The organism is Klebsiella sp. X13, from assembly GCF_003323835.1.
Lineage (GTDB): Bacteria > Pseudomonadota > Gammaproteobacteria > Enterobacterales > Enterobacteriaceae > Klebsiella > Klebsiella ornithinolytica.
In genome coordinates, this window is the sequence record NZ_CP030874.1 from 1,019,459 (window position 1) to 1,046,448 (window position 26,990).

Genomic DNA, 26,990 nt, shown 5'->3' on the forward strand with positions numbered 1-26,990 from the left:
CGATGCCGGCATCGCCCTGTCAGTTTGTTTATGCCTGGGGGGCCAGCCGCAGCTGCTGTAAATTGCCGTCGAGCTGTAAATCGGTCTGCAGGCGGGCTATCTCGCGGCAGGTAAAGGCCATCTCTTTATGCTCTTCCAGTTTTTTGCGCCATTTTTCAGGCACCTTCGCCAACTGAGCATAGATGCCCTCCAGATCCTGATACTCCGTTAACAGCTGTGCCGCGCTCTTTGGGCCAATCCCCGCCACGCCCGGGACTTTAGAACTGCCGATCCCCGCCAGCCCCCAGTAATCAGGCAGCTGCTCCGGCGTGACGCCAAACTCTTTGGCGATGAAAGGGGCATCCAGCCAGCGTTTCTGAAAGTAGTCGCGGATCAGAATCGTCGGCGACAGCAGCTGGCAATAGCCTTTATCGGTAGAGACGATCGTCGCCTGATGTCCGGCATGGGCGACTTTGATTGCCAGCGTGGCGGCGAGGTCATCCGCTTCGTTGCCTGCTAAAGCCCAGCAGCGGATCCCGCGCTGCTCAAAGGCCGCGCGAAGGGCGGGCATTTCGGCTTCGAGGGTTTCCGGCATGGGCGCGCGTCCGGCTTTGTATTCCGGCAGGCGCTGGTGTCGCCAGCCGTGTGCGCGATCTTCGTCATCAAAAACCGCCACGGCATGGGTTGGCTGGCTATGAACGATGAGCTGCTCCAGCGCGTGCAGGCAGGTGTCAACGCAGGGGGATCCCTGCACCGCATGAATACGGCGGATCAGATTGAGTGCGTCGACAATTAACAGATGAACGGCCACAGATACCTCCAGGCGAGCCTGTCGAAACCGGCCCTTATTCACAGAACCTTAAGGGTATCATTGCCGTGGTGGAGAGGCTATCGGCACGGGGGCATTCAGGAAGATGCGCCGCAAAGAGGCTTAATCAGCGTGCAGCAGCAGGCCCGGTTCGCTGTTGGTGGCCTCGCCGTACCAGACCGCTTCGCGGACCGAAACCGGCTTGCCGATCAGGCCCAGCGCATAAAAACGGTCGGCAATGGTTTGCTGCGCGCGGATCACTTTGAGATCCATCATCCGCGGGCGATGGCTGCGGCGGGCCAACGCCAGCGAGAGCGATGCGACGTTAATCCCCAGCTCCGCCGCCAGCAGTCCGGCGGCTTCATCCCGCCGTCGATCGATAAACTGTCCGGTTTGCGTCAGCTCGTGCAGCAGGCGTTGCATGATATCGCCGTGACGCGTTACGTAGTCGCGGCGCGACAGGTAGAACTGATGGTTTTGCACCCGACCTTCGCCGTTGGCCACCACCCGTAACTCCCCGGTGTGTTCGGCGTCGCTTAACAGCGGATCCCACATCATCCAGGCATCCACCGCCAGATAGTCGCTGGCGGTCAGCGGGTATTTGGGCGGGGTGTAGACAATCCTGACGTCATTTAAGCCCAGCCCCGCCTCCTCGAGAATCTGCAGCAGCAGCCAGTGCACGTTTGACCCTTTGTTCAACGCAATACGTTTTCCGCGCAAGTCGGCAATCGTGCGGATCGCGCTATGTTGCGGGACAACCATCGCTACGCTCTGCGGCGCGGGCGGTTCCCACGCCACGTACACCAGTTCGCTGTTCGCGGACTGGGCAAAGACCGGCGGCGCTTCGCCGGTGGTGCCAAAATCGATTTCGTGGCAGGCGAGGGCGTGCAGCAGCTGTGGCCCGGCCGGGAATTCGCTCCACAGCACGCTGACGCCGAGATGGGCGAAGGCGCTTTCCAGGCTCTGTCGGGCCTTTAAAATGCCCAGGTTGCCAAAACGCTGATAGCCAATACGTAGCTCGCGGTCGGCGGAAACGGCGCCGGACAGCGGGCGCGGCGTGGTTTCTACCCGCCGACGGCTTTTAATCAGTCCAATGTTGGCCAGCTGTGTGCGTAAAGTATGGCGACTGATGCCCAGCAGCGCCGCCGCCTGGCTTTGATTGTCATCGCAGTGGGCCATCGCTCCGCGGATCAGCGCCCCGGTGATGCGCTCCCACAGCGCCTCGCCTGGTTGGTTAATTTGCTGATAGATAAAGCTATCCAGTTCATTATCCGTAGCTGTCGCCGGCGTATCGTGCAACGTGCTCAGCCGCAGCTGCGCGGGCGTAATCTCCTCCTCTTTGCTGAGCAGAACCGCGTTATGTAACGTATTTTCCAGTTCGCGAATATTGCCGGGCCACGGATAGTCCATCAGTCTCGCCAGCGTTTCCGGCGCCAGGCGGCGGGTCGGACGACCCAGCCGGCGGGCATACAGCGTTAAAAAGTGATTGGCCAGCTGAGGAATATCCTGGCGGCGCTGGCGCAGCGGCGGCAGCGGCACGATGGCGATATTCAAACGGTAATAGAGGTCTTCGCGGAAGCGGCGTTCGCGGATTGCCTGGGCTAAGTCGACATGGGTGGCGGCGATGACCCGCACATTCACTTTGATGGCCTTGCGCGAACCGACGCGGGTAATTTCCCGCTCCTGCAGCACGCGCAGCAGCTTGACCTGCAGCGGCAGGCTCAGTTCGCCGATCTCATCGAGCAGCAGGGTCCCGCCCTCGGCGGCTTCAAACCAGCCGGGGTGGCTCTGCACCGCGCCGGTAAAGGCGCCTTTTTCATGGCCGAAGAGTTCAGCTTCCGCCAGGCTTTCGGTCAGCGCGCCGCAGTTAACGGCGAGAAACGGCTGGTGGCGACGCGTGCTGTGATGATGAAGATAGCGGGCAACCACCTCTTTACCGGTGCCGGTTTCGCCGACGATCAGGACGGTGGCTTCCGTTGGCGCCAGCTTGTCCAGCAGGCTCTGAAACGCTTTCGACGCCGGGTCGATGAGCACGGGCGTATCGGACAGGGATTCAGGATTGAGCATGGTGGACCTCCGTTAAATGACGCCTTGAACTTATCCTCTGCCGGCGACAGACACCAGAGGGGGACGCCGCCGGTTTGTTGCAAATGCGTCAGTGCCCACGCAGGCGCTGACGCATTTGCAACAGCATGGATGTCGGCTGTGTTTTTTAATTATTTGATTTTATTTGATTTATTTTTATCTCGTCGTTGGCACGATAATCGCTAACACTCATATAACCAAATTAAAACATCTCTTCGATAAATATCGAATATGGTTATATAGGAAATGGATAATGACGCAGAAAGCGAGCGAGAAGATCAATGTGTTCTGGTTTTTGCCCACCCACGGCGATGGCCGTTATCTGGGTACTACCGAAGGCGGCCGCCCGGTGGATTTGCCTTATCTCCAGCAGGTGGCGCTGGCCGCCGATAGCCTCGGCTACTACGGCGTGCTGATTCCGACCGGGAAAAGCTGCGAGGACTCCTGGCTGGTGGCGTCGGCGCTGGCGCCGTTGACCCGTCGCCTGCGCTATCTGGTGGCGGTGCGCCCCGGGCTACAGCCGCCAACGCTGGCGGCGCGGATGGCGGCCACCCTCGATCGTCTGTCGGAGGGACGACTGCTGATCAACGTGGTGACCGGCGGCGATCCGGTGGAGAACAAAGGCGATGGGATCTTCCTCAACCACAGTGAACGCTACCAGGTGACCCGCGAATTTCTCGACGTGTACTCCCGTTTGCTAAAAGGCGAAAAGGTGGACTATCGCGGGGAGCATATTCATGTCGAAGGGGCGGAAGTGCTGTTTCCGCCGGTGCAGGAAGATGGCCCGCCGCTGTACTTTGGCGGCTCGTCGGAGGAGGCCATTGACGTCGCCGCTGAGCAAATCGATAGCTATCTGACCTGGGGGGAGCCGCCGGCGCTGGTGGCGGAAAAGCTGGCTATCGTCCGTGAACGCGCCGCCGCCCGCGGACGTACCCTGCAATACGGTATTCGCCTGCATGTGATTGTCCGTGAAACGGAAGAGGAGGCCTGGGCCGCCGCCGACCGGCTGATTGCCCACCTGGATGATGACACCATTGCCCAGGCGCAGAAGATCTTCGCGCGTATGGATTCCGCAGGTCAGGCGCGGATGAGCGCCCTGCACAACGGCTCCCGCGACAATCTGCGTATTGCGCCAAATCTGTGGGCGGGCGTCGGGCTGGTGCGCGGCGGGGCGGGGACGGCACTGGTGGGTAATCCGCAGCAGGTGGCGGAGCGCATCCGTGAATATCAGGCGCTGGGGATCACTAACTTTATCTTCTCCGGCTATCCGCATCTGGAAGAGGCGCACCGCTTTGCCGATTTGGTGATGCCGCTGCTGCCGCTGGCCAGCAACGCCCAGCCAAAAGCGCGCGGCGTTAATACCGGGCCGTTCGGTGAAACCATCGGCGGCGATAAGCGCCCGGTAAAACAGGTCAGCGCCAGCTGAGCGGAGGTCGCTATGTTTCGCTTCTTCTTTTATAAGGCGGTGACCTATGCCAGCTGAACCTCATATCACGATCGTCGGCGGCGGCTTTAGCGGCGCGGCGGTGGCGATTCATCTGCTTGGTCTGATGCCGGAAGGGCTACGGGTAACGCTGCTGGAGCCGCGTACCGTTCCCGGGGCGGGCGTCGCCTATTCCACCGCTGAACCCAGCCACCGAATCAACGTGCCCGCCTCGCGGATGCAGTTGGCCGGTGAGGAAGAGGGCGCTTTTGACCGCTGGTACCGTAGTCAGCCTGCTTTTGCTGACGATCCGCAGGCGCGGCGTGAAGACGGCTCGCTGTACCCCCAGCGCGGCCAGTTCGGGCGCTACGTCAGCCAGCGTTTTGCCGAGGCGGTACGGACGAGCGGCGGGCGACTGGTTCACCTGCGTGAACAGGCGCTGGATTTTGACGAGAGCGCTATCACCACCGATACCGGTCGTCGGCTGCAAAGCGATCTGCTGATTCTGGCGGTGAGTCATCCGCCGCCGGCGCTGCCGCGGCTGGCGGTGCCTTTTCACGACCACCCGGCGCTGATTGCCAACCCGTGGCGTGCGGACACTCTCACCCCGATCGCCGCGGATGCGCGGGTGGCGGTGATGGGAACCGGGCTGACGATGGCGGATTGCATCGCCACGCTATCCCGGCTCGGCCACCGCGGGCCGATTACCGCCTTTTCGCGCCGCGGTCTGTTATCCCGGGGCAACACCGGCAGCGCTGCGGCGCCCTGGCCGGGTGAGTACGATCAGGGCTCGCTCCGTCAGCGGCTGCGGCTGGTGCGCGCCGATGTGCTCCGCGCGGCAGAGCAGGGGCTTCCCTGGCAGGTGGTGCTGGACGCGGTACGTCAGCAGGGACAGCGCATCTGGCAGACCCTGACGTTTGCCGACCGTCAGCGCTTCCTGCGTCATCTGCGGCGTTACTGGGATGTGCATCGTTATCGCATTGCGCCGCAGGTCGCCGAGGTGATTGAGCAACGTCAGCGCGAGGGGAGCCTGAAGGTGCTGGCCGCACGGCTGACGGCGCTGGAGAGCGAGGCTCGTTCCCTGACGCTTACCCTGACCTTGCGAGAGGGCGAGCGCATTGCCCTGACGGTCGATCGCCTGATTCTGACTACCGGCCCGGCCCACGGCGGGCTGATCGACAGCCAGCCGCTGCTGCGCGAACTGGCCCGGCGCGGTCTGATTCGCGCCGATAAGCTGGGTCTTGGGCTGGACGTTGATGCTCACTCCCGGGCGATTGGCCGGGAGGGGCGCGCGATACCCAATCTGCTGATCTCTGGCCCGGCGGCTCGCGGCTATTTTGGCGAACTGATGGGGCTGCCGCAGGTTGCCGATCATGCTGCTGCCGTCGCCGCTGAGGCTTTACAGGCGCTGGGGATTGGGCAATCCGCCCGATGTCCCACGATTTAACCCCCCATTCCCCTTATTCCTTGATGTGTTAAGCGTGCGTTCCGTTGATGGAATGCACCGTGGAGAGCGCTATGTCATCACAACGTGAAATTCGCCTGAATGCTTTTGATATGAACTGCGTCGGTCACCAGTCGCCGGGGCTGTGGACCCATCCGCGCGACCGCTCGTGGCAGTATAAGGACCTTGATTACTGGGTTGACCTGGCGCGTCTGCTGGAACGCGGTAAGTTCGACGGCCTGTTTATTGCCGACGTGCTGGGCATCTACGATGTGCTGAACGGCAACGGCGATGCCGCCATTCGCCAGGCGACGCAGGTGCCGGTGAACGATCCGCTGGCGCTGATTACCCCGATGGCGCTGGTGACGGAGCATCTCGGCTTTGGCCTGACCGCCTCGCTGTCGTTTGAGCACCCGTACCCGTTTGCCCGCCGTCTCTCGACCCTTGACCACCTGACCAAGGGCCGGGTGGGCTGGAACATCGTCACCTCGTATCTGGAAAGCGGGGCGCGCAATATTGGCCATCAGGCGCAGACCGATCACGATGCGCGCTATGACTACGCCGATGAGTATCTCGACGTGGTTTATAAGCTGCTGGAAGGGAGCTGGGAAGATGGCGCGGTACTGCGCGATCGCGAGCGCGGGATCTTCAGCGATCCGCAAAAAATTCATCCGATCAACCACCAGGGCAACTTCTTCACCGTGCCGGGGATCCACCTCTGCGAACCGTCGCCGCAGCGCACGCCGGTGCTCTATCAGGCCGGGGCGTCGAGCCGCGGGAAGCAGTTTGCCGCCGGGCACGCCGAGTGCGTGTTTGTCGCCGCGCCGTCGAAAGTGCTGCTCAAAAAGACGGTAGCGGATATTCGCCGTCGCGCCGCCGAAGCCGGGCGCGACCCGCGCAGCATTCTGATTTTCAACCTGCAAACGGCGATCGTCGGTGAAACCGACCGCGAAGCGCAGGCCAAATGGCAGGAGTATAAATCTTATGTCAGCTATGAAGGGGCGCTGGCGCTGATCTCCGGCTGGACCGGGATCGACTTCGGACAGTATCAGCCGGATCAGGTACTGAAATACCTGCATACCAACGCCATTCAGTCGGCGGTTGAAGCCTTTTCCACCGCCGATCCCGATCGTCAGTGGACGGTACAGGCGCTGGCCGACTGGGTGGGGATCGGCGGCTTCGGCCCGCTGATTGTCGGCAGTGCGCAAACCGTCGCCGACGAGCTGCAATCGTGGGTTGAGGAGACCGATGTTGACGGTTTCAACCTGGCGTATGCCGTCACCCATGAAACCTTCCGCGATGTGGTGGAGCTGCTCATTCCCGAACTGCAAAAACGCGGCGTCTTTAAGCAGGAGTATCGCGAAGGCACCCTGCGCGAAAAATTGTTTGGCGCCGGGCCGCGACTGGTGGCGCCGCATCCGGGCGCCGGATACCGGCGTGGTACCCGCATCGATGTCGGGGCAGAGGAGAAGGTGACATGATCGAAATAGACAACCTGCATAAGCGCTATCGTACGGCAGACGGGCGGTTCAGCGAGGTGCTGAAAGGGCTGTCGCTGCGGGTACCGACCCGCTCCATCACCGCGGTGGTGGGGCCGAGCGGCGCGGGAAAATCGACCCTCGCGCGCCTTATCAGCCTGCTGGAGCGTCCCGACAGCGGCAGCATCCGGGTTAACGGCAACGACCTGTCGTTGCTCAGCGGCGAGGCGCTGCGTCGCGAGCGGCGCACGATCGGTACCGTTTTTCAGTCCTCCGCGCTGCTCAATCGTAAAACGGCCTGGCAAAATATCGCCCTGCCGCTGGAATACCTCGGGGTGGTCGAGCGCGATATTAAAGCCCGGGTCGGCGAACTGCTGGAAAGCGTTGGGCTGAGTCATAAGGCGGACGCCTGGCCGGCGCAGCTTTCCGGCGGCCAGCGTCAGCGGATTGGTATTGCGCGTGCGCTGGCGCTGCGCCCGTCGGTGCTGCTGGCGGACGAGGCCACCTCCGGGCTGGACCCGCAGGCCACCGCCGCGGTGCTCAATTTGCTTAAACGCCTGCGCGATGAGTATCGCCTGGCGATCGTGCTGATTACCCACGAGATGGACGCGGTACGGGCGGCGGCGGATGCGGTGGCGGAAATTCGTGATGGCGCAATTGTGCAGTTTGGTCAGGTGAAAGAGCTGCTGGCGCGCCCGGATTCGCTACTGGGTCAGCAGCTGCTGCCGCTCTCTCCGGTGGCGGCCCATAGCGATCTGCTGTTGCGGTTGAGCTATCGCTGGGATGTGCCGGTGGCCACCGACTGGATCAGCCGCCTGAGCCAGCAGTTTGCGCTGCAGATCGACCTGCTCGGCGGCCACGTTGAGACGATCAACGGCCGGCTGGCGGGAAGGTTACAGGTGGGGGTGCGCTTTCAGGGCGAGCGTCTGCCGGCGGCGCGGGTGCTGGCGCTGCTGGCGCAGCTCGGTATCGCGGCGGAGGTGCTTGACGGCGCGCCCGAACTACAGGAGGCGGTATGAAACCTTCGGTAATCAGCCAGGATACCCCCTGGAGCGAGATCCATACGCTGCTGCTGCCCGCCTACGGCGAAACCTGGCTGATGGTGGCCATTGTGATGCTGTTTGTGGTGACCCTCGGCGGCGTGGTCGGGGTGGTGCTATTCAATGCCTCGCCGCGCGGATTATTCCCGCATGCCGCGCTGTACCGGGTGTTGAACTGGGTAGTGAATATGGGGCGCTCTCTGCCGTTTCTGGTGCTGATGGCGGCGATTATTCCTTTCACCTTCTGGCTCACCGGGACGACGATTGGCATTCCGGCCGCCGTGGTGCCGATGATTGCCGCCGGGGTGCCATTTTTCGGCCGGCTGGTGGAAAACGCGCTGCGCGAACTGCCGGCGGAGGTCACCGCCGTGGGGATCGTCTGCGGCGGCTCGCGCTGGCAGATTATCCGCAGCGCCCAGCTGAGTGAAGCCCTGCCGGCGCTGGTGGCGGCGGTGACGCTCAACCTGGTGTCGATGATCGAATACTCCGCCATTGCCGGCACCATCGGCGCGGGAGGCATCGGCTATCTGGCGGTGGTGTACGGCTACCAGCGCTTCGACAATCACATCATGATCGCCACCATTATCGCGCTGATCGCCACTATCCAGCTGATTCAATTTTTCGGTGACCGTCTGGTCAACAAACTTCGCCACACGCAGGGGATCGCTTCATGACAACAGAACAGTTTGAGTTACGTAAGGCCCGACGCTGGCCGTGGCTGGCGGCGCTGGTAGTGATTGTGTCGCTGGCCGTCGCCTTCTGGTGGTGGCGAGGGCAGGCCCAGTCGCAGCAGGTGGTGTTCGGCACCACCCTGAAAATTCACTATGAGCCGGCGATGGCCGGTGAACAGCGAATTATTGAGTACATCGGCCAGCATATTGCGCCGGATTACGGCCTCAAGCTGGAGGCGGTGGGGGTGCAGGATCCGGTGCAGGCGGATCGCGCGGTGGCGCAAGGGGAATATGCGGGAACCATCTATCAGCATCAGTGGTGGCTGAAGCAGGTGGTGGATGCCAACGGCTTCGCGCTTTCCACCACGGTACCGGTGTTCCAGTGGGCCTTTGGCATTTACTCCGATCGCTATAAATCGGTTAAGGATCTGCCGAACGGGGCGACGATCGTGGTGCCGGATGATGGCGCCAACCAGGGACAGGCGCTGTGGCTGCTGCAGCGCATCGGCCTGATTACGCTCGACCCGGCGGTAGAGCCGCGCACGGCGAAGCTGAAAAATATCGTCGGCAACCCGCATCAGTTTAATTTCAAAGAGCTGGACCTGTTAACCATGCCGCGGGCGCTCAATTCGGTGGACGCGGCAATCGGCTATGTCTCGCAGTTTGATGCCGGGAAAGTATCGCGCGATAAGGGCATCTTATTCCCGCCTGCGCCGCGGACTTTTGCGTCGCAGCTGGTTATCGGGACGCCTTATCTGTCGCAGGAGAATATTGTCAAATTGCAGCAGGCGTTTTCCGACCCGCGCATTCAGAGCTGGCTGAAAACCACCGATGACCCGCTGGTTAAGGATGTGCTGGTGCCCGTTTCCGCAGAATAAGTTTGCCAATCGATGACCTTGCAGGACGGGCGGAAGCACGTCCTGTTTTTGTTGTTTTATTTAATTAACTTATTGAATATATTGATTTTTATATGCATTTTTATTGGTTGGGTTTTATCGGCTGACGGCCTATAACTGCGATCACCTGCACAACATAACAAGGTGAAAACATGAGTACGCTGTCTGTTGATAATCCCGGCGTGGCCTCCGCACCGGTGAGTAGCGTCGGGGATGTGGCGCGGCTGATCAATTCGGGCAAGGATCAGGCTAAATATGCGCGGATGATTGTCTTCCTCGCTCTCGGCGGCGTCTTTCTCGACGCCTATGATTTAACCACGCTCTCCTACGGCATCGACGACGTGGTACGTGAATTCCAGCTCTCGCCGCTGCTGACCGGCCTGGTCACCTCATCCATTATGGTTGGTACCATTATCGGCAACTTAATCGGCGGCTGGTTGACGGATAAATATGGCCGCTATTCGGTGTTTATGGCCGACATGCTGTTTTTCGTCGTCTCGGCCATCGCCGCAGGTCTAGCCCCCAACGTCTGGGTGCTGATCGGCGCGCGTTTCCTGATGGGCATCGGCGTGGGCATCGATCTGCCGGTCGCCATGTCCTACCTCGCTGAATTCTCCCGTTTTACCGGCAAAGGTAACAAGGCCGCGCGCCTCGCCGCCTGGTGCCCGATGTGGTACGCCGCTTCAACGGTATGCTTTCTGATTATCTTCGGCCTCTATTTCCTGCTGCCGCAGGAGCACCTCGACTGGCTGTGGCGCGCCTCGCTGCTGTTTGGCGCCGTCCCGGCGCTGCTGATTATCGCCGTGCGCAGTAAATTTATGAATGAGTCACCGCTGTGGGCGGCAAACCAGGGAGACCTGGCTTCGGCGGTGCGTATTCTGCGCGACTCTTACGGCATTGCCGCCCATGAAGCGCCGGCTGAACGCCCCGCGCCGCCGCCGAAAGTGAGCTTCCGTGTACTGTTTGCAAAGCCGTACCGCGAGCGCACCATCGTCGCCGGGGTGATGAATATCTGTATCTCCTTTGAGTACACCGCCATCGCCTTTTTCCTGCCGTCGATCCTCGCCCAGTTTCTCGGTGCCGGGGTGTTTGAAACCATCTCCGCGTCATTGGGGCTGAACGCGCTGTTTGCCTTTACCGGCGGGCTGCTGGGGATGCATCTGGCGTGGAAATATCCGTCGCGCCACGTGGCGATTGCCGGCTTCGCGCTGCAGTTTATCGCCCTGATTGTCCTTGCTCTGGTCGGCCAGCCGCAGGCCACCGTCGGGGTGGTGCTGGCAATTGCGATGCTTGGGCTGTGGCTGTTTGCCGAGGGTTTCGGCCCCGGCGCGCAGCTGATGATCTATCCGGCGCTCTCCTATCCCACCGCGATTCGCGCCACCGGCGTCGGCTTCAGCCGGGCGCTCTCCGGGATCGGCAGCGCGCTGGCGCTGTTCGTGCTGCCGTTGCTGCAGGCCTCCCTCGGCACGCAGATGTTCTGGGTGGTGTCGCTGGCCGCCATTATTCCGATCTTCTTCCTGCTTGCGGTTCGCCACGAGCCGACGCGTCACGATATTGACGATAGCCACCATTAAGGAACAGATGATGACATTACTCTCTACCGGTACCGATTATGAACAGCTGGCCGCGGCCTTCCGGCCGATTTTTTCCCGCATTGCGCAGGGGGCGGCGAACCGTGAACAGCACCGTATTTTACCCGACGAGCAGATTCGCTGGCTGAAGGAGGCGGGCTTTGGCACGGTGCGTATTCCGCGGGAAAAGGGCGGCTGGGGCGCGTCGCTGCCGCAGCTGATTGCCCTGTTGATTGAGCTCGCCGAGGCTGACTCGAACCTGCCGCAGGCGCTGCGCGCCCATTTTGCCTTTGTTGAAGATCGCCTGAATCAACCGGACTCCGCGCAGCGCGATCGCTGGTTTCAACGTTTTCTCGACGGGGAGCTGGTGGGCAGCGGCTGGACCGAAACGGGGGCGGTGAAGCTTGGGGAGGTGAATACTCAGGTGACGCCGGATGATCGCGGATGGCGCTTAAGCGGCGAGAAGTTTTACAGCACCGGGACGCTGTACGCCGACTGGATTGACGTCTTTGCCCGCCGCAGCGACAACCACGGCGATGTCATCGCACTGGTCAGCACCCGGCAGAGCGCGGTGGAACGCGATGACGACTGGGATGGCTTTGGTCAGCGTCTGACCGGCAGCGGCACCACCCGCTTTAAGCAGGCCCTGGTTGAGCAGGAACATGTCTATGATTTTGCCGAGCGCTTTCGCTACCAGACCGCCTTCTATCAGCATATCTTACTGGCGACGCTGGCGGGTATCGGCCTGGCGGTAGAACGCGATGCCGCCGAAGGGGTGAAAAAACGCTCCCGTATGTACAGCCACGGCAATGCCGCCGTGCCGCGCGACGATCCTCAGGTGCTGCAGGTGGTCGGGCAAATCAGCAGCTGGGTGTGGGCGACCCGTGCGGCGGTGCTGCAGGCGGCGGAGTCTTTACAGCAGGCCTATATTGTTCATGCCAGCGGCGACGAGGCGCTGATTGAACAGCGTAATCGGCTGGCGGAGGTCGAAGCGGCGCAGGCGCAGGTGGTTGCCAGCGAATGGGTGCCGCGTGCGGCGACCGAGCTGTTTAACGTTCTCGGCGCGTCGGACACCCGGGTGGGTAAAGCGCTCGATCGCCACTGGCGCAACGCGCGTACCGTGGCCTCGCATAACCCGGTTATCTACAAAGCGCGCAATATCGGCAACTGGCTGGTCAACGGCGAGGCGCCGACCTTTATCTGGCAGATTGGCGACGGCGAAAAGGCGCAGGGTTAGCAAGAGGGAAGGCGACGGGGAGGCCCGTCGCCGGCAAGGGTTATTTATCCTGCGACCAGGTGGCGCTGCGCACGTCCACTTTCACCGGCAGCAGGCCGATACGCGTGAAGGTATCCGCCAGCGCCTGCTGCTCGTTATAGACCGCGGGCGTCATGCGTTCGGCGCCGTAGGGCAGGCGGGCGAGCGCTTTCAGCCAGATAGCCTTATCCAGCCCGGTGGAGGTTGACAGAATTCCGGCGGCGTCGTCCTGATGGGCGTTCGCCCAGTCGCTGAGCTGGCGTAACTCATCCACCACCTGTTTGGCGGTATCCGGGTGGTTTTCGGCAAATTTGCGGCTGGCGAGATAGAAGGTGTAGTGCGGTACCAGCCCTTCAGCGTTGCGGATCTGCCGCGCCTTAGCGTTGGTTTCAACTTCGGCAAGGTACGGGTCCCAGATAACCCAGGCATCAATCGCCCCACGCTGGAAGGCGGCGCGGGCATCGGCCGGAGGCAGGTAAACCGGGGTGATATCTTTATAGCTCAGCCCGGCTTTTTCCAGCGCGGCCACCAGCAGGTAGTTGACGTCAGAACCTTTATTCAGCCCCACGCGCTTACCTTTCAGGTCGGCCACGTTGTGAATCGGCGAGTTTTCCGGTACCACGATAGCTTCGGTTTTGGGGTTTGCCGGCGAGTGCGCGAGGTAGACCAGATCCGCCTGAGCGGCCTGGGCAAAGGCCGGCGGCGCATCGCCGGTGGCCGCGAGGTCAATACTGCCGACATTCAGCCCTTCCAGCATCTGCGGGCCAGCCGGGAATTCCACCCAGCGTACGGCGATGCCCTGTTTTTTAAACGTCTCATCGAGGGTGCCACGATACTTAAGCAGGGCGAAGATATTGGCCTTCTGATAGCCAATGTTCACGGTTTCCGGCGCCTGAGCCAGCGCGGACGCAGACAGCCCGAGCAGCAGCGGCAGCGCGGCCAGATGCAACCTTTTGGACATGATATGTTCTCCTTTGGCGGTTTGCCGTAAGGTAACAAATTGTCTTTATAACCAATAAATAACTAAATTGTAATTTATATAACTGAAATACCTGGTGGGGGAGACGATGTTGCGGGGAAGCTGCCCGGCAGAATCGGCTGCCGGGCATGTATCGTTAATCGCAGGCGACGATTTTCATTGCCAGGCCGCCGCGAGAGGTTTCGCGGTACTTGGCGTTCATATCTTTGCCCGTTTCATACATGGTTTCGATCACTTTATCGAGACAAACGCGCGGTTCGCTGGTGCGGCGTAGCGCCATGCGCGCGGCGTTGACCGCTTTGACGGCGGCGATAGCGTTACGTTCGATGCAGGGAACCTGTACCTGGCCGGCAACCGGATCGCAGGTCAGACCCAGGTTATGTTCCATGCCGATCTCCGCCGCGATGCACACCTGGCCCGGGCTACCGCCCAGAAGCTCCGTCAGACCGGCTGCCGCCATTGAGCAGGCCACGCCGACCTCGCCCTGGCAACCGACTTCGGCACCGGAAATTGAGGCGTTCATCTTATACAGCGAGCCGATAGCGCTGGTTACCAGCAGATAACGCGCCAGCGAATTGGCATTCACCTTGCGGATAAACTTGTCGTAATAGGCCAGTACCGCCGGCACGATGCCGCAGGCGCCGTTGGTCGGCGCGGTCACTACGCGTCCACCGGCGGCATTCTCTTCGTTGACCGCCAGGGCAAACATGTTGATCCAGTCAACCACCGCCATCGGGTCGCTGTTGGTATTGTCCTGGCTAACCAGCATCCGGCGCAGGGCGGCGGCACGACGCGGAACCCGCAGCTTGCCCGGCAGTACGCCTTCGGTGGTAATGCCGCGCTCGATACCGCCGCTCATCACTTCCCAGACGGCGGCAAAGTGCTGCTCAAGCTCTTCTTTGGTGTGCAGCGCCAGCTCGTTTTGCATCATCAGGCCGGAAAGCGAGAGCCCGCTTTCGCGGCAGTGTCTTTGCAGGTCGGCCGCATTTTTGTACGGATAAGGCACCACGGGCGGCGCTTCATTGCTCAGGCCGAAATGTTCTTCATCGACAATAAACCCGCCGCCGATGGAGTAGTAAGTCTGGGTGTAGAGCACCTTGTCGCCACCCAGGGCGGTAATGCGCATACCGTTCTCATGCAGCGACAGGTTGTCGGCATGGAAATTCATGCACTGGTCGACCGGGAATTCAACTTCCTGCTGGCCGTTTGCCAGCATCAGGCGGCCGTGGGTGTTGACGTCCTGAATGAACGCCGGGATGGCGTCGATATCAACGCTGTCAGGCAGGTTGCCCGCAAGACCCATAATAATGGCGATGTCGGTATGGTGGCCTTTACCGGTGAGGGAAAGGGAGCCGTAAACGTCGACAACGACTTTGGTGACGTTGGCAAGCAGCCCGCGCGCGATAAGATCGTCCGTGAATTGCTTGCCCGCTTTCATTGGTCCAACGGTATGGGAGCTGGAAGGGCCAATGCCGATTTTAAAAATATCGAATACGCTGATCATGTTGCATCCAGTACTGTCGGGGAGCGCGCCGCCTGCTGGCGGCGCGGGGGAGAGATTAGCTGAACAGAGAGTAGAAAATCGCGGAGATAGCAATCAGGCCCATAATCACAACGAAGACGTTGCTGATGTGGCCGCTGTATTTGCGCATGGCCGGGACTTTCTGGATGGCATACATCGGCATCAGGAACAGAATCATCGCGATAATCGGGCCGCCGAGGGTTTCGATCATGCCGAGAATGCTTGGGTTCAGCGTGGCCACAATCCAGGTGGTCACCAGCATGAACAGCGCCGTGATTTTGTTCAGTTTATTGATTTCGATGGATTTGCCTTTACCGCGCAGGGATTTAATCACCATGCCGTTAAAGCCTTCACGTGCGCCCAGGTAGTGGCCGAGGAAGGATTTGGTGATGGCAATCATCGCGATGATCGGCGCCATCCAGGCAATAACCGGTGCGTTAAAGTGGTTCGCCAGGTAAGACAGAATCGAGATGTTCTGCGCTTTTGCTTCTGCCAGATCGGCCGGAGACAGGCTCAGTACGCAGCTGAAGACGAAGAACATCACGGTCAATACCATCATGATATGAGCGCGAGCCAGGATGCTGGAGCACTTCTTCTCTGCGCCCTGACCGTACTCTTCACGCTTCGCCACGGCGAAGGAGGAGATGATCGGCGAGTGGTTAAAGGAGAACACCATCACCGGAATCGCCAGCCAGAGAGTCATCCACAGACCATTACCGGTAAAGGTCGAGCTGTTCAGGGAGAGGGTTTCCAGCGCCGCGCCGTTCCACTGAGGAATCAGGTACAGTGCGAGGATCATCAGAGCGATAACGAACGGGAACACCAGAATACTCATCGCTTTAACAATCATCTGCTCGCCGAAACGCACGATGGTCATCATGCCCACAATCAGAATCAGCGACAGGATCGCCCGCGGCGGCGCGGTCATCTGCAGCTGGTGGGTCATAAAGCTTTCGACGGTATTGGTGATAGCCACGCTATAAACCAGCAGAATCGGGTAGATGGCGAAGAAGTAGAGCAGGGTAATCAGCTTACCTGCGCCGACACCGAAGTGCTCTTCTACCACTTCCGTGATGTCTTCACCCGGATTTTTACCGGAAAGGACAAAACGGGTCATTCCGCGGTGGGCGAAAAAGGTCATCGGGAAAGCAAGAATTGCCATGATGATCAGGGGGATCATACCGCCGACGCCGGCATTAATCGGCAGGAACAATACGCCTGCGCCGATTGCCGTACCGTACAGTCCCAGCATCCACATGGTATCTGTTTTGCGCCATCCGCTACGGGTTTCACCCGTTACGATAGTGCTGGTTTGAGTGGTTTCCATCTGTATCTCCTGGAGGAAGCGACCAAATATAATGATTAAAATCAATTAAGTAATATGAAATGCGTTTGATTACGGTTTTTTAATGATTTTCTCCGTAACAAGTGGGGCGGAAAGATACATTTATCTGGTAAATGCATCAGTGATCGCGATCCCAATTGCAATAATCCACTTTCGATGTGGGTATTTTTAGTTCAACAGTCTGTTTCTGGTGATCAGCCAGGTATTTGTGGCGCGAAGGCTACCATTTACAGGATATGAGATAAAAGAAGGGAGGCTTAATAACGATGTTTTTACTGTAAAAATGAGATACTGACGATGTTTTCGCGCTTAAATGCCTTTTTATCAGTGATATTTATTGCTTCTTATGGAAACGCAAACGATTGGCTTTGTGAAAAAGTTACAAAGCATTCTTAAAATAAATGAATCATTGGGAAAGCGGGCCTCAGCCGTTAAAGGAGGTTAAACGTGGTCAGAGGAGGTAAAGGGGGCAAGGGAGTAAAGGGAGTTTAATACGGGAGGAGGGAGAACCGGATTACGGCAGCATGCGCCGTAACCCGAGATGACAGATTAGCTATCAGGAACAGATTTCGTAGCAAGGAATATACGCAGTGCCGCCCGGAAGCTTCATGCGGTGCTGGGCGACGAAGCCCTGCAGCAGGTCATCCATCCGACGCATCATCTGCGGATCGCCGTGTAGCTTGTAAGGGCCGAATTTTTCAATCGCCTGGATACCCACCTCTTTGACGTTGCCGGCCACGATACCGGAGAACGCGCGCCGCAGGTCTGCCGCCAGCATCTCAACCGGCTGATCCGGATAAAGCTTGAGGTTGGCCATGTTTTCGTGCGTCGGGTCGAAGGGCATTTGCAGATCCGGGGTGATACGAATCGACCAGTTAAAACTGTAGGCATCGTCGGTTTCGCGGCGGCTCTCTTTCACCAGCGGCATCGCTTTCTTCATCTGGCGCGCCACTTCGCTGGCGTCGTCGATAATGATGCGATAGTGGCGACGTGCCGATTCGCCCAGCGTGTGTACGATGAACTCATCCAGCACGCGGAAATAGTCGGCGCTCTCTTTCGGACCGGTGAGGATCAGCGGCAGGACCTGCGATGTGTTGGCCGGGTGCATTAAAATCCCCAGCAGATAAAGCAGCTCTTCCGCGGTGCCGACGCCGCCCGGGAAGATAATAATGCCGTGGGCGATACGGACAAACGCCTCAAGACGTTTTTCGATATCCGGCATGATCAGCAGCTCGTTAACCAGCGGGTTAGGCGGTTCGGCGGCAATAATTGATGGCTCGGTCATGCCGATAAAGCGGCTGTCTTTGTAACGCTGCTGGGCGTGACCGACCGCGGCGCCTTTCATCGGTGCTTCCATCGCGCCCGGACCGCAGCCGGTGCAGATATTCAGTTCGCGCAGACCCAGCTGGGTCCCGACGCGACGGGCGTACAGATATTCGTTTTCGTTAATCGAGTGGCCGCCCCAGCAGACAATCATATTCGGTGCTTCGCCGACGTGCAGCGCACGGGCGTTACGCAGAATAGAGAACACCAGGTTGGTGATATGCACCGAGCTTTCAAGATCGAGATTCGGGAAGCGAACGGTGTTGTGAATCTGTCCGTAAACGAACAGGATATCGCGCAGTACGGCAAACAGGTTGGCCTGCAGGGAACGGATAATACGCCCGTCAACGAAGGCCTCTTCCGGGGGATTGATCAGTTCCAGCTTCACGCCGCGTTCACGGCGCAGCACGTTGATATCGAAGTTTTCAAAACGAGACAGCAGCTCCTTGCTGTTATCGGTCAGGCTCCCCGAGTTGAGTACAGCAAGCGAGCAGTTACGAAAGAGTTGATAGAGGTCACTGCTGGCGGTGCGTTTAAGCATATCCACTTCCAGCTGTGACAGCATATCCATTGAACCAAGCGGGCTAACATGTGTAATCAAGTGAACTCCTTACAGGACGATTATCGTCTTCCTGTGATTACAATAGCCTTGCTGGTGGCGTTTTCACAACCTTGCGCGCGGGTTAACGCACGCAAATTGTGAAAATGTTGACTATTGACGAGCGAGGCGACCGATGGCCGGAACAAAATCGGTGTTGCTGCGCCACGGGTTGATGTCCAGACCGCCGCGTCGCGTGTAGCGCGCATAAACGGAAAGGGCTTCCGGCTGACAGAAACGCAGAATATCGTTGAAGATGCGCTCTACGCACTGCTCGTGAAATTCGTTGTGGTGACGGAAGGACACCAGGTAGCGCAGCAGCTTTTCGCGATCGATTTTGGCGCCGCGATACTGAATTTGCACCGAACCCCAGTCCGGCTGATGGGTGATCAGGCAGTTGGACTTCAGCAGATGGCTGACCAGCGTCTCCTCGACGACTTTGCCGCTCGCGGCATCCTGCAGATAGTCGGCGCTGAACTGGTAGTTATCGATTTCAATATCCTGATCGTCGATGCAGGCGCCGTGCAGATGTGCGACCGGCTGGCCTTCGAGTTCATCGAGACGATACAATGACACTTGCACTTCCCCCTCCGCGCAGGCGCTGAGATCGCGCGTCAGCGTCGCCTCGACCTCCTGCCAGTCGGCGAAGCGGGTCTGATTAAAGCTATTGAGATAGAGCTTAAAGCTCTTCGACTCTACCAGGTTCACGGTGGTGTCATTGAGTTCAACATGGCCCACGGCGACCTGCGGTAGCCCTTTAGCGTTAAGCCAGGAGAGTTCGTACAGCGTCCAGATATCACCGCCGTGAAAAGGCAGATTGTCCGCGTGCAGGCCCAGCGGATCGCGGTTCAGGCTGCGCGGCACGCCCTGAAGCAGCGAGGCATCGTAAGTATCGCGGTAATCGGTTGATTTACCGAGCGTCAGGCCGGCAAGCGCCTGATGATTATCGTAAGAAGACATGTTTCACCATAGTAAAGCGGGTACACTATACGCCAAGTGTATCCTGTCTGACGTGAAGAGAGAAACCGGTGGACTATCAAACCGCAGAAGCGCTGCAAGCCTTCACCCAACGTTATTGCGCTGCCTGGCAGCAGCAGCGCGCCAGCCTGCCGCGTAGCGAAGAGCTTTATGGCGTACCGTCACCCTGCATCAGCGCGACGGATGACGACGCCGTTTACTGGCAGCCGCAGCCCTTTACCGCAGAACAAAATATCAGCGCGGTTGAACGGGCGCTGGATATTGTGATACAACAGCCGATTCATAGTTATTATACCACTCAGTTCGCCGGCGATATGGCCGCGCGCTTTGCCGGTGAGACGATGCTGCTGCTGCAAACCTGGAGTCCGGATGACTTCCGGCGCGTGCAGGAGAATTTAATCGGCCACCTGGTGGTACAAAAACGGCTGAAGCTGTCGCCAACGCTTTTTATCGCCACGCTCGAGAGCGAGCTGGAGGTCATTTCGGTGTGCAACCTGAGCGGCGAAGTGCTCAAAGAGACGCTCGGCACGCGCAAACGGATAATTCTTTCGCCTTCTCTGGCGAGCTTCCTTGACCAGCTTGAGCCGGTGCTGTAATCCATTTTCCCCACCCGTTTGTGAGAGATCTCTTACAAGACCTGTAAGAGATCGTCATCATTTAAGCCAATTTTTCGCGGCTTTATTTCTGGTAAATCAATATAATTCAGTGAGTTATTCTTTGTTTCGCCTTTTTAGCCAGGGATTAACCTTAAGAGATTCTCTTAAGAAGGCTTGTAAGACGAAGCGGAATCAGTGATCCTATGTGTGTCGACAGGGAGTCGCGAAATGAAGTGAACATCAGGATGATGACTCTTCATGCAGGACCCGCCGGGAAGGCGTTGCAAGGACAGGCTTCAGGATGAAGCGCAGGATAACGCAGGAACGCGTAAAGGACACCTCCAGGATGGAGAACGTGAGCCGCTCATGATGAACGGTGGATCAGGAAGATCGGGACAGACTTAAGGATAAGTGATTTCGCATCGGGGTGGTGTGGAAGCAGGATGCACAAGTTTATGGATGAACATGGTCAGGAGACCTCAGGAAAAGTTTTCATGGACGAGCAGGGAGCACCAATGTAGCTGGATTGCTGCGAAACGAACCGGGAGCACTGTTTATACAGTGCTCCCTTTTTTTATGCCTGTTTTTAGCGCATCACCTTTGGCGGTGGCCGTTGGCGAAAGGCGAATTGTCTGGGCGATGCTTCAGGTCAGGCTGGCGCAACCTGTCTGGCCCATGCCGCTCTGACGCATGGCCGCGCACGCATTGTCCTGACTGGACGGGCGACGGCGCCATGATTTTGAGTAGTTTTCGCTGCTGTATTTGCTATCCTGCGTCCGGTTTACAACTCATCGAGGTTTCCCATGACTCTTCACCTTAGCGTGCGCGAGCGTTTGCACGCCCTTGAAGCGCTGCTGCGCGAAACGGACCACTGGCAAGACAATGCGCCGGAAAGCCGCGCTTTTGCCAGCGATCAGCCTTTCTGTATGGACACGCTTGAACCGCTGGAGTGGCTGCAGTGGGTCCTGATTCCTCGTATGCACCACTTACTCGATAGCGAGCAGCCCTTGCCGCAGAATTTCGCCGTCGCCCCCTATTATGAGATGGCTCTCGATGCCGCCCATCCGCTGCGCGAGCGGGTGCTGGCGGAGCTGCTGCTGCTGGATACGCTGTTTGCCGGTGATGACGCCTGATGCTGGAGATTATCTATCAGGATGAATGGCTGGTGGCGGTGAACAAACCCTCCGGCTGGCTGGTTCATCGCAGCTGGCTGGACCGCGATGAAAAAGTGGTGGTGATGCAAACCGTACGCGACCAGATTGGTCAGCACGTGTTTACCGCCCATCGCCTTGACCGCCCGACATCGGGTGTCCTGCTGATGGGGCTGTCGAGCGAAGCGGGAAGGCGCCTGTCTCAGCAGTTTGAGCAGCATCAGATGCAAAAGCGCTACCACGCGGTGGTGCGCGGCTGGTTGACCGACGAAGCGGTACTGGATTACCCGTTGGTAGAAGAGCTGGATAAGATCGCCGATAAATTTGCTCGTGACGATAAAGAGCCCCAGCCGGCGGTCACGCACTATCGCGGAATGGCGACCGTCGAAATGCCGGTGGCGACCGGACGTTATCCGACAACGCGCTATAGCCTGGTTGAGCTGGAGCCTAAAACCGGGCGTAAACACCAGCTGCGTCGCCACCTTTCTCATTTACGTCACCCGATTATCGGCGACAGTAAACATGGCGATCTCCGACAAAACCGCAGCGCCGCAGAGCATTTTTCCGTTGACCGCTTGATGCTTCACGCCAGCCAGCTATCGTTAACGCATCCCTTTACCGGCGAGCCGTTGACGATCCGTGCGGGCCTTGACGACGTCTGGATGCGGGCGCTGTCGCAGTTTGGCTGGCGCGGTCTTCTGCCGCTAAATGAAAGGGTTGAGTTTGCTGACGACAGCGGTCAGGATGAAGAGATTGAGGTCAATTCAGGGAGATAATCATGGCAGATATCGGTATTTTTGTAGGCACGATGTATGGAAACGCGCTGCTGGTGGCCGAAGAGGCTGAAGCCATTCTGAGCGGCCTGGGGCATAAAGCAAAGGTGTTCGAAGACCCGGAAATTCAGGACTGGGAACCGTATAGCGGCAAATATGTGCTGGTAGTCACGTCCACCACCGGTCAGGGCGATCTGCCGGACAGCATCGTTCCGCTGTATGAAGGGATGAAAGACATGTATCAACCGCACCTGCGTTACGGGATTATCGCGCTTGGCGATAGCACCTACGCTAATTTTTGCGGCGGCGGTAAGACGTTCGATGCATTGCTGCAGGAGCAGGGCGCCAGACGTATCGGCGACATGCTTATGATCGATGCCAGCGAAGACCCTGAACCCGAGAGCGTGTCTAACCCATGGGTTGAACAGTGGGCGAGTCTGCTCGAATAAACCCATCCATCAACGGATAAAAGTTGCGCCCTCTCCCTACATAGAGGGCGTCACTTCCTGATGCCAGTGCCAGATAAACGGTCAATAAAATGTTAACCCTTTTACCTGTCCCGGGCATCGGGCATTTGCACGACAAGCGGTTCACGCGGGCGGTTTTTTCCGGGAGTTTCCACCGGGTCAAGTGAAGCATTTCACACTCCTGTCGTTTGTCCTGCGATTTCCGCTGTTCCTTGCGCCCGCTTTTCATTTCCGTGAACTATCCCCCATCCAGTCAGGCATAAGCCATAAATCTATTTCTAAATCTCCGCTAAAGCTGTGTGTATGCACGGTGAGCCGGTCAGGTCCTCTTTTTATACTTTCCCTGCCAGTTAAAAAGGCAGCACGCCAGATATAACGAAAACAATGAAAAACTCAAACGCGTCATTCTGACTACCCTACAGGTTGTGCCATTCAGAATGAACGTAGCTAACGGCTATGATTCAGGAGTGCAACAATGAGTACATTAAGTCAGGCGGCTAGCGGCGCGGAAAAACGCACCAATGCCCGCTACTGGATAGTGGTGATGTTGTTTATCGTCACCTCTTTCAACTACGGTGACCGCGCAACGCTGTCGATAGCCGGTTCGGAAATGGCCAAGGATATTGGCCTGGACGCGGTGGGTATGGGCTACGTTTTTTCCGCGTTCTCATGGGCCTACGTTATCGGTCAGATCCCCGGCGGATGGTTGCTGGACCGCTTCGGTTCAAAACGGGTCTATTTTTGGTCTATCTTCATCTGGTCGATGTTTACCCTGTTGCAGGGCTTCGTCGATATCTTTAGCGGCTTCGGTATTATTATCGCGCTGTTTACCCTGCGATTTCTGGTCGGGCTGGCGGAAGCGCCCTCGTTCCCAGGCAACAGCCGAATCGTCGCGGCCTGGTTCCCGGCGCAGGAAAGAGGAACCGCGGTGGCGATATTCAACTCCGCGCAATACTTTGCCACCGTGATCTTCGCGCCCATCATGGGCTGGTTAACCCATGAAGTGGGCTGGTCGCATGTCTTCTTCTTTATGGGAGGGCTGGGGATTGTCATCAGTTTTGTATGGCTGAAAGTCATCCATGAACCGAACCAGCATCCCGGCGTAAACAAAAAAGAGCTGGAGTACATTGCCGAAGGCGGCGCGCTGATCAACATGGATCAGAAGAAAAATAGCCGAAAAGTCCCGCTTAGCGAAAAATGGGGGCAGATCAAACAGCTGATTGGCTCCCGGATGATGGTCGGGATCTATATCGGTCAGTACTGCATCAACGCGTTGACCTACTTCTTTATCACCTGGTTCCCGGTCTACCTGGTGCAGGCGCGCGGCATGTCGATTCTGAAGGCCGGATTTGTCGCCTCGGTGCCGGCAATCTGCGGTTTTGCTGGCGGTGTGCTGGGCGGAATTATCTCCGACTGGTTAATGCGTCGCACCGGCTCGCTCAATATTGCCCGTAAAACCCCGATTGTGGCAGGCATGCTGATGTCGATGGTTATGGTGTTCTGTAACTACGTTAACGTGGAGTGGATGATTATCGGCTTTATGGCGCTGGCCTTCTTCGGCAAAGGGATTGGCGCCCTCGGCTGGGCAGTGATGGCCGATACCGCGCCGAAAGAGATCAGCGGTCTGTCGGGCGGCTTGTTCAATATGTTCGGCAATATCTCCGGCATCGTGACGCCAATTGCGATTGGTTACATCGTCGGAACGACGGGCTCATTCAACGGCGCGCTGATTTACGTCGGGGTGCATGCGCTGGTGGCGGTACTGAGCTATCTGGTGCTGGTGGGCGATATCAAACGCATTGAGCTTAAACCGGTCGCGGAGCGCTAATGATGAACACTCAATCCAGTCCGACGATTGTCGATATGAAAGTCATTCCGGTGGCCGGTCACGACAGCATGCTGCTGAACATCGGCGGGGCGCATAGTGCCTGGTTTACCCGTAATATCGTGGTACTGACCGACAATGCGGGGAATACCGGCGTCGGCGAGGCGCCCGGCGGTGACGTTATTTATCAGACGCTGGTGGACGCTATTCCGCTGGTGCTGGGAAAAGAGGTCGCCCGTCTGAATAACGTGGTTCAGCAGGTACATAAAGGCAACCAGGCGGCGGATTTTGACACCTTTGGCAAGGGGGCCTGGACCTTTGAGCTGCGGGTCAACGCGGTCGCGGCGCTGGAGGCCGCGCTGCTGGATCTGCTAGGTAAAGCGCTTAATGTCCCGGTTTGCGAACTGCTGGGACCAGGTAAACAGCGTGATGCGGTCACCGTGCTGGGCTATCTCTTTTATATCGGCGATCGAAATAAAACGGATCTCCCTTATCTGGACGCTACCCCTGGACATCATGAGTGGTACCACCTGCGCCATCAGGAAGCGATGAACAGCGCTGCGCTGGTGCGACTTGCCGAGGCCGCGCAAGATCGCTACGGCTTTAAAGATTTCAAACTTAAGGGCGGTGTTTTGCCCGGCGAGCAGGAAATAGAGAGCGCACGCGCGCTGAAAAAACGCTTCCCGGATGCGCGTATTACGGTCGACCCGAACGGCGCCTGGCTGCTGGATGAGGCGATTGAACTGTGCAAGGGCCTGCAGGATGTGTTGACCTATGCGGAAGATCCGTGCGGCGCCGAGCAGGGCTTCTCCGGGCGGGAGGTGATGGCGGAATTTCGTCGTGCCACCGGGCTACCGGTCGCCACCAATATGATTGCCACCAACTGGCGGGAAATGGGGCACGCGGTGATGCTCAACGCGGTAGACATTCCCTTAGCCGATCCGCACTTCTGGACGCTCTCCGGCGCGGTGCGAGTCGCCCAGCTGTGTGATGACTGGGGGCTGACATGGGGTTGTCACTCGAACAACCACTTTGACATTTCACTGGCGATGTTTACTCACGTAGGCGCCGCCGCGCCGGGCAACCCGACGGCAATTGATACTCACTGGATCTGGCAGGAAGGCGACTGTCGCCTGACCAAAAATCCGCTGCAGATTGAGAACGGCAAGATTGCCGTACCGGATGTGCCAGGCCTTGGTATCGAGCTGGACTGGGCGCAGGTGCAAAAAGCCCATCAAGCCTATCAGGCGCTGCCGGGAGGCGCGCGTAATGACGCGGTGCCGATGCAGTATCTGATCCCCGGCTGGAAATTTGACCGCAAGCGTCCCGTGTTCGGCCGCACCGCTGTCGCCAATCAATAACAAAAGGATTTCATCATGACCACGCAGTTTTCTACCCCCGTCGTCACCGCGATGCAGGTTATTCCGGTTGCCGGCCACGACAGTATGCTGATGAATCTTAGCGGAGCCCATGCCCCGTATTTCACCCGCAATATTGTGATTATCAAAGATAACTCAGGCCATACCGGCGTAGGGGAAATCCCCGGCGGAGAGAAAATCCGCCAGACGCTGGAAGAGGCCGCTGAGCTGGTCGTCGGGAAAGCGCTCGGCGAGTATAAAAACGTCCTCGGGGCGGTACGCGGCCGCTTTGCCGACCGCGACGCCGGCGGCCGCGGGTTGCAAACTTTTGATCTGCGTACCACCATTCACGTTGTCACCGGGATTGAGGCCGCGCTGCTGGATCTGCTGGGGCAGCATCTGGGCGTCAACGTCGCCTCTCTGCTGGGCGATGGCCAACAGCGTAGCGAAGTCGAAATGCTGGGCTACCTGTTCTTCGTCGGTAACCGTCATGCCACGCCGCTGGCTTATCAAAGTCAGGGCGATGAGAAGTGCGACTGGTACCGGCTTCGTCATGAAGAGGCTATGACGCCGGACGCCGTCGTGCGTCTGGCGGAGGCGGCCTACGAAAAATATGGCTTCAACGATTTCAAACTCAAAGGCGGCGTGCTGGCGGGTGAAGAAGAGGCGGAGTCGATTGTGGCGCTGGCTAAACGTTTCCCGCAGGCGCGCGTGACGCTCGATCCCAACGGCGCCTGGCGCCTGGATGAAGCCATCAAAATTGGCAAACAGCTGAAAGGCGTGCTGGCCTATGCGGAAGATCCCTGCGGCGCTGAACAGGGCTTCTCGGGCCGCGAAGTGATGGCGGAGTTCCGCCGTGCCACCGGCCTGCCGACGGCCACCAATATGATTGCCACCGACTGGCGTCAGATGGGACATACGTTGTCTCTGCAATCGGTGGACATTCCGCTGGCGGATCCGCACTTCTGGACCATGCAGGGATCGGTTCGCGTGGCGCAGATGTGCCATGAATTTGGTTTGATCTGGGGCTCGCACTCCAACAACCATTTCGATATCTCGCTGGCGATGTTCACCCACGTTGCGGCGGCGGCGCCAGGCAACATTACCGCCATCGATACCCACTGGATCTGGCAGGAAGGGAATCAACGATTGACCCGACAACCTTTTGAGATCAAAGGTGGTATGGTGCAGGTGCCCACCGCTCCGGGCCTCGGCGTTGAGCTGGATATGGACCGCGTGATGCAGGCGAATGAGCTATATAAAAAGCACGGGCTGGGCGCGCGTGACGATGCGATGGCAATGCAGTATCTGATCCCGAACTGGACGTTTGATAATAAGCGTCCGTGTATGGTGCGCTAAGGAAAATCCGGTTCCTGCGGGAACCGGAATGGTTTTGCTACCGGGTGTTTGTTCATATTAAGGACA

The 26,990-nt window shown here is 58.6% G+C and carries 22 protein-coding genes; 15 read left to right on the forward strand and 7 right to left on the reverse strand.

The features are described from left to right. Positions 1-28 precede the first annotated feature (28 nt). Complete coding sequence (xni, locus tag DSD31_RS05020; RefSeq protein ID WP_004867019.1) at positions 29-790, reverse strand: flap endonuclease Xni; 762 nt, start codon at positions 788-790, stop codon at positions 29-31. 120 nt (positions 791-910) lie between these two features. Further along, positions 911-2,854 (reverse strand): sigma-54-dependent Fis family transcriptional regulator, encoded by a 1,944-nt coding sequence (locus tag DSD31_RS05025; protein WP_097358118.1) that lies wholly within the window; start codon positions 2,852-2,854, stop codon positions 911-913. 271 nt (positions 2,855-3,125) lie between these two features. On the opposite strand from DSD31_RS05025, the gene ssuD reads away from it, so the two are divergent. The 8 genes from ssuD to DSD31_RS05065 all read left to right on the forward strand — a co-directional run bounded on the left by ssuD (position 3,126) and on the right by DSD31_RS05065 (position 12,632). Further along, positions 3,126-4,298, forward strand: a complete 1,173-nt coding sequence (gene ssuD, locus DSD31_RS05030; protein ID WP_004867017.1) for an FMNH2-dependent alkanesulfonate monooxygenase — start codon at positions 3,126-3,128, stop codon at positions 4,296-4,298. 46 nt (positions 4,299-4,344) lie between these two features. Then, entirely contained in the window at positions 4,345-5,742 is a 1,398-nt protein-coding gene (locus tag DSD31_RS05035; RefSeq protein ID WP_015585852.1) for an FAD/NAD(P)-binding protein, read from the forward strand. 71 nt (positions 5,743-5,813) lie between these two features. Continuing rightward, positions 5,814-7,220, forward strand: a complete 1,407-nt coding sequence (locus tag DSD31_RS05040; RefSeq protein ID WP_004867015.1) for an LLM class flavin-dependent oxidoreductase — start codon at positions 5,814-5,816, stop codon at positions 7,218-7,220. Further along, positions 7,217-8,236, forward strand: coding sequence for a methionine ABC transporter ATP-binding protein (locus DSD31_RS05045; protein ID WP_071359746.1), 1,020 nt, complete (start codon positions 7,217-7,219; stop codon positions 8,234-8,236). Before DSD31_RS05040 ends, DSD31_RS05045 begins: the two co-directional genes overlap by 4 nt. Next, positions 8,233-8,931 (forward strand): methionine ABC transporter permease, encoded by a 699-nt coding sequence (locus tag DSD31_RS05050; RefSeq protein ID WP_004867013.1) that lies wholly within the window; start codon positions 8,233-8,235, stop codon positions 8,929-8,931. The genes DSD31_RS05045 and DSD31_RS05050 overlap by 4 nt, the downstream gene beginning before the upstream one ends. After that, positions 8,928-9,806 carry a MetQ/NlpA family ABC transporter substrate-binding protein gene (locus DSD31_RS05055; protein WP_069476471.1) on the forward strand — a complete coding sequence of 293 codons (879 nt, stop codon included), beginning with the start codon at positions 8,928-8,930 and terminating at the stop codon, positions 9,804-9,806. Before DSD31_RS05050 ends, DSD31_RS05055 begins: the two co-directional genes overlap by 4 nt. A 170-nt stretch (positions 9,807-9,976) precedes the next feature. Beyond that, positions 9,977-11,398, forward strand: a complete 1,422-nt coding sequence (locus DSD31_RS05060) for an MFS transporter (protein ID WP_004867011.1) — start codon at positions 9,977-9,979, stop codon at positions 11,396-11,398. Positions 11,399-11,408: 10 nt separating this feature from the next. Continuing rightward, a complete protein-coding gene (locus tag DSD31_RS05065; protein ID WP_113990865.1) occupies positions 11,409-12,632 on the forward strand; it encodes an acyl-CoA dehydrogenase family protein in 1,224 nt (407 codons plus the stop codon). Positions 12,633-12,672: 40 nt separating this feature from the next. Here DSD31_RS05065 and DSD31_RS05070 read toward each other — a convergent pair whose 3' ends face one another. The 5 genes from DSD31_RS05070 to queF form a co-directional block, all read right to left on the reverse strand. After that, a complete protein-coding gene (locus DSD31_RS05070; RefSeq protein WP_004867009.1) occupies positions 12,673-13,611 on the reverse strand; it encodes a sulfonate ABC transporter substrate-binding protein in 939 nt (312 codons plus the stop codon). A gap of 154 nt (positions 13,612-13,765) precedes the next feature. Beyond that, positions 13,766-15,133: an L-serine ammonia-lyase gene (locus tag DSD31_RS05075; RefSeq protein WP_004867008.1), complete on the reverse strand. Its 1,368-nt coding sequence runs from the start codon at positions 15,131-15,133 to the stop codon at positions 13,766-13,768. Positions 15,134-15,188: 55 nt separating this feature from the next. Then, a complete protein-coding gene (locus DSD31_RS05080) occupies positions 15,189-16,478 on the reverse strand; it encodes an HAAAP family serine/threonine permease (RefSeq protein ID WP_004867007.1) in 1,290 nt (429 codons plus the stop codon). A 574-nt stretch (positions 16,479-17,052) separates the two neighbouring features. After that, positions 17,053-18,420: a nucleotide 5'-monophosphate nucleosidase PpnN gene (ppnN, locus tag DSD31_RS05085; RefSeq protein ID WP_004867006.1), complete on the reverse strand. Its 1,368-nt coding sequence runs from the start codon at positions 18,418-18,420 to the stop codon at positions 17,053-17,055. Positions 18,421-18,531: 111 nt separating this feature from the next. Further along, positions 18,532-19,377 (reverse strand): NADPH-dependent 7-cyano-7-deazaguanine reductase QueF, encoded by an 846-nt coding sequence (queF, locus tag DSD31_RS05090; RefSeq protein WP_015585856.1) that lies wholly within the window; start codon positions 19,375-19,377, stop codon positions 18,532-18,534. Positions 19,378-19,445: 68 nt separating this feature from the next. Between queF and syd the strand changes: the two genes are divergently transcribed. The 7 genes from syd (at position 19,446) to gudD (ending at position 26,924) form a co-directional block, all read left to right on the forward strand. Next, positions 19,446-19,991 (forward strand): SecY-interacting protein, encoded by a 546-nt coding sequence (syd, locus tag DSD31_RS05095; RefSeq protein ID WP_015585857.1) that lies wholly within the window; start codon positions 19,446-19,448, stop codon positions 19,989-19,991. A gap of 803 nt (positions 19,992-20,794) precedes the next feature. After that, positions 20,795-21,124: a YqcC family protein gene (locus DSD31_RS05100; protein ID WP_004867003.1), complete on the forward strand. Its 330-nt coding sequence runs from the start codon at positions 20,795-20,797 to the stop codon at positions 21,122-21,124. Beyond that, on the forward strand, positions 21,124-21,918 hold the full coding sequence (gene truC / locus DSD31_RS05105) for a tRNA pseudouridine(65) synthase TruC (RefSeq protein WP_004867002.1): 795 nt from the start codon (positions 21,124-21,126) through the stop codon (positions 21,916-21,918). Before DSD31_RS05100 ends, truC begins: the two co-directional genes overlap by 1 nt. Positions 21,919-21,920: 2 nt before the next feature. Next, positions 21,921-22,364: a flavodoxin gene (locus tag DSD31_RS05110; protein ID WP_004867001.1), complete on the forward strand. Its 444-nt coding sequence runs from the start codon at positions 21,921-21,923 to the stop codon at positions 22,362-22,364. Positions 22,365-22,857: 493 nt separating this feature from the next. After that, complete coding sequence (gene gudP / locus DSD31_RS05115) at positions 22,858-24,210, forward strand: galactarate/glucarate/glycerate transporter GudP (RefSeq protein ID WP_004866997.1); 1,353 nt, start codon at positions 22,858-22,860, stop codon at positions 24,208-24,210. Positions 24,211-24,212: 2 nt separating this feature from the next. Then, on the forward strand, positions 24,213-25,568 hold the full coding sequence (locus DSD31_RS05120) for an enolase C-terminal domain-like protein (RefSeq protein WP_113991379.1): 1,356 nt from the start codon (positions 24,213-24,215) through the stop codon (positions 25,566-25,568). Between the two features lie 15 nt (positions 25,569-25,583). Then, the gene (gene gudD, locus DSD31_RS05125; protein ID WP_113990866.1) at positions 25,584-26,924 is read left to right on the forward strand and encodes a glucarate dehydratase; all 1,341 of its coding nucleotides are present in this window, start codon (positions 25,584-25,586) and stop codon (positions 26,922-26,924) included. Positions 26,925-26,990 lie beyond the last annotated feature (66 nt).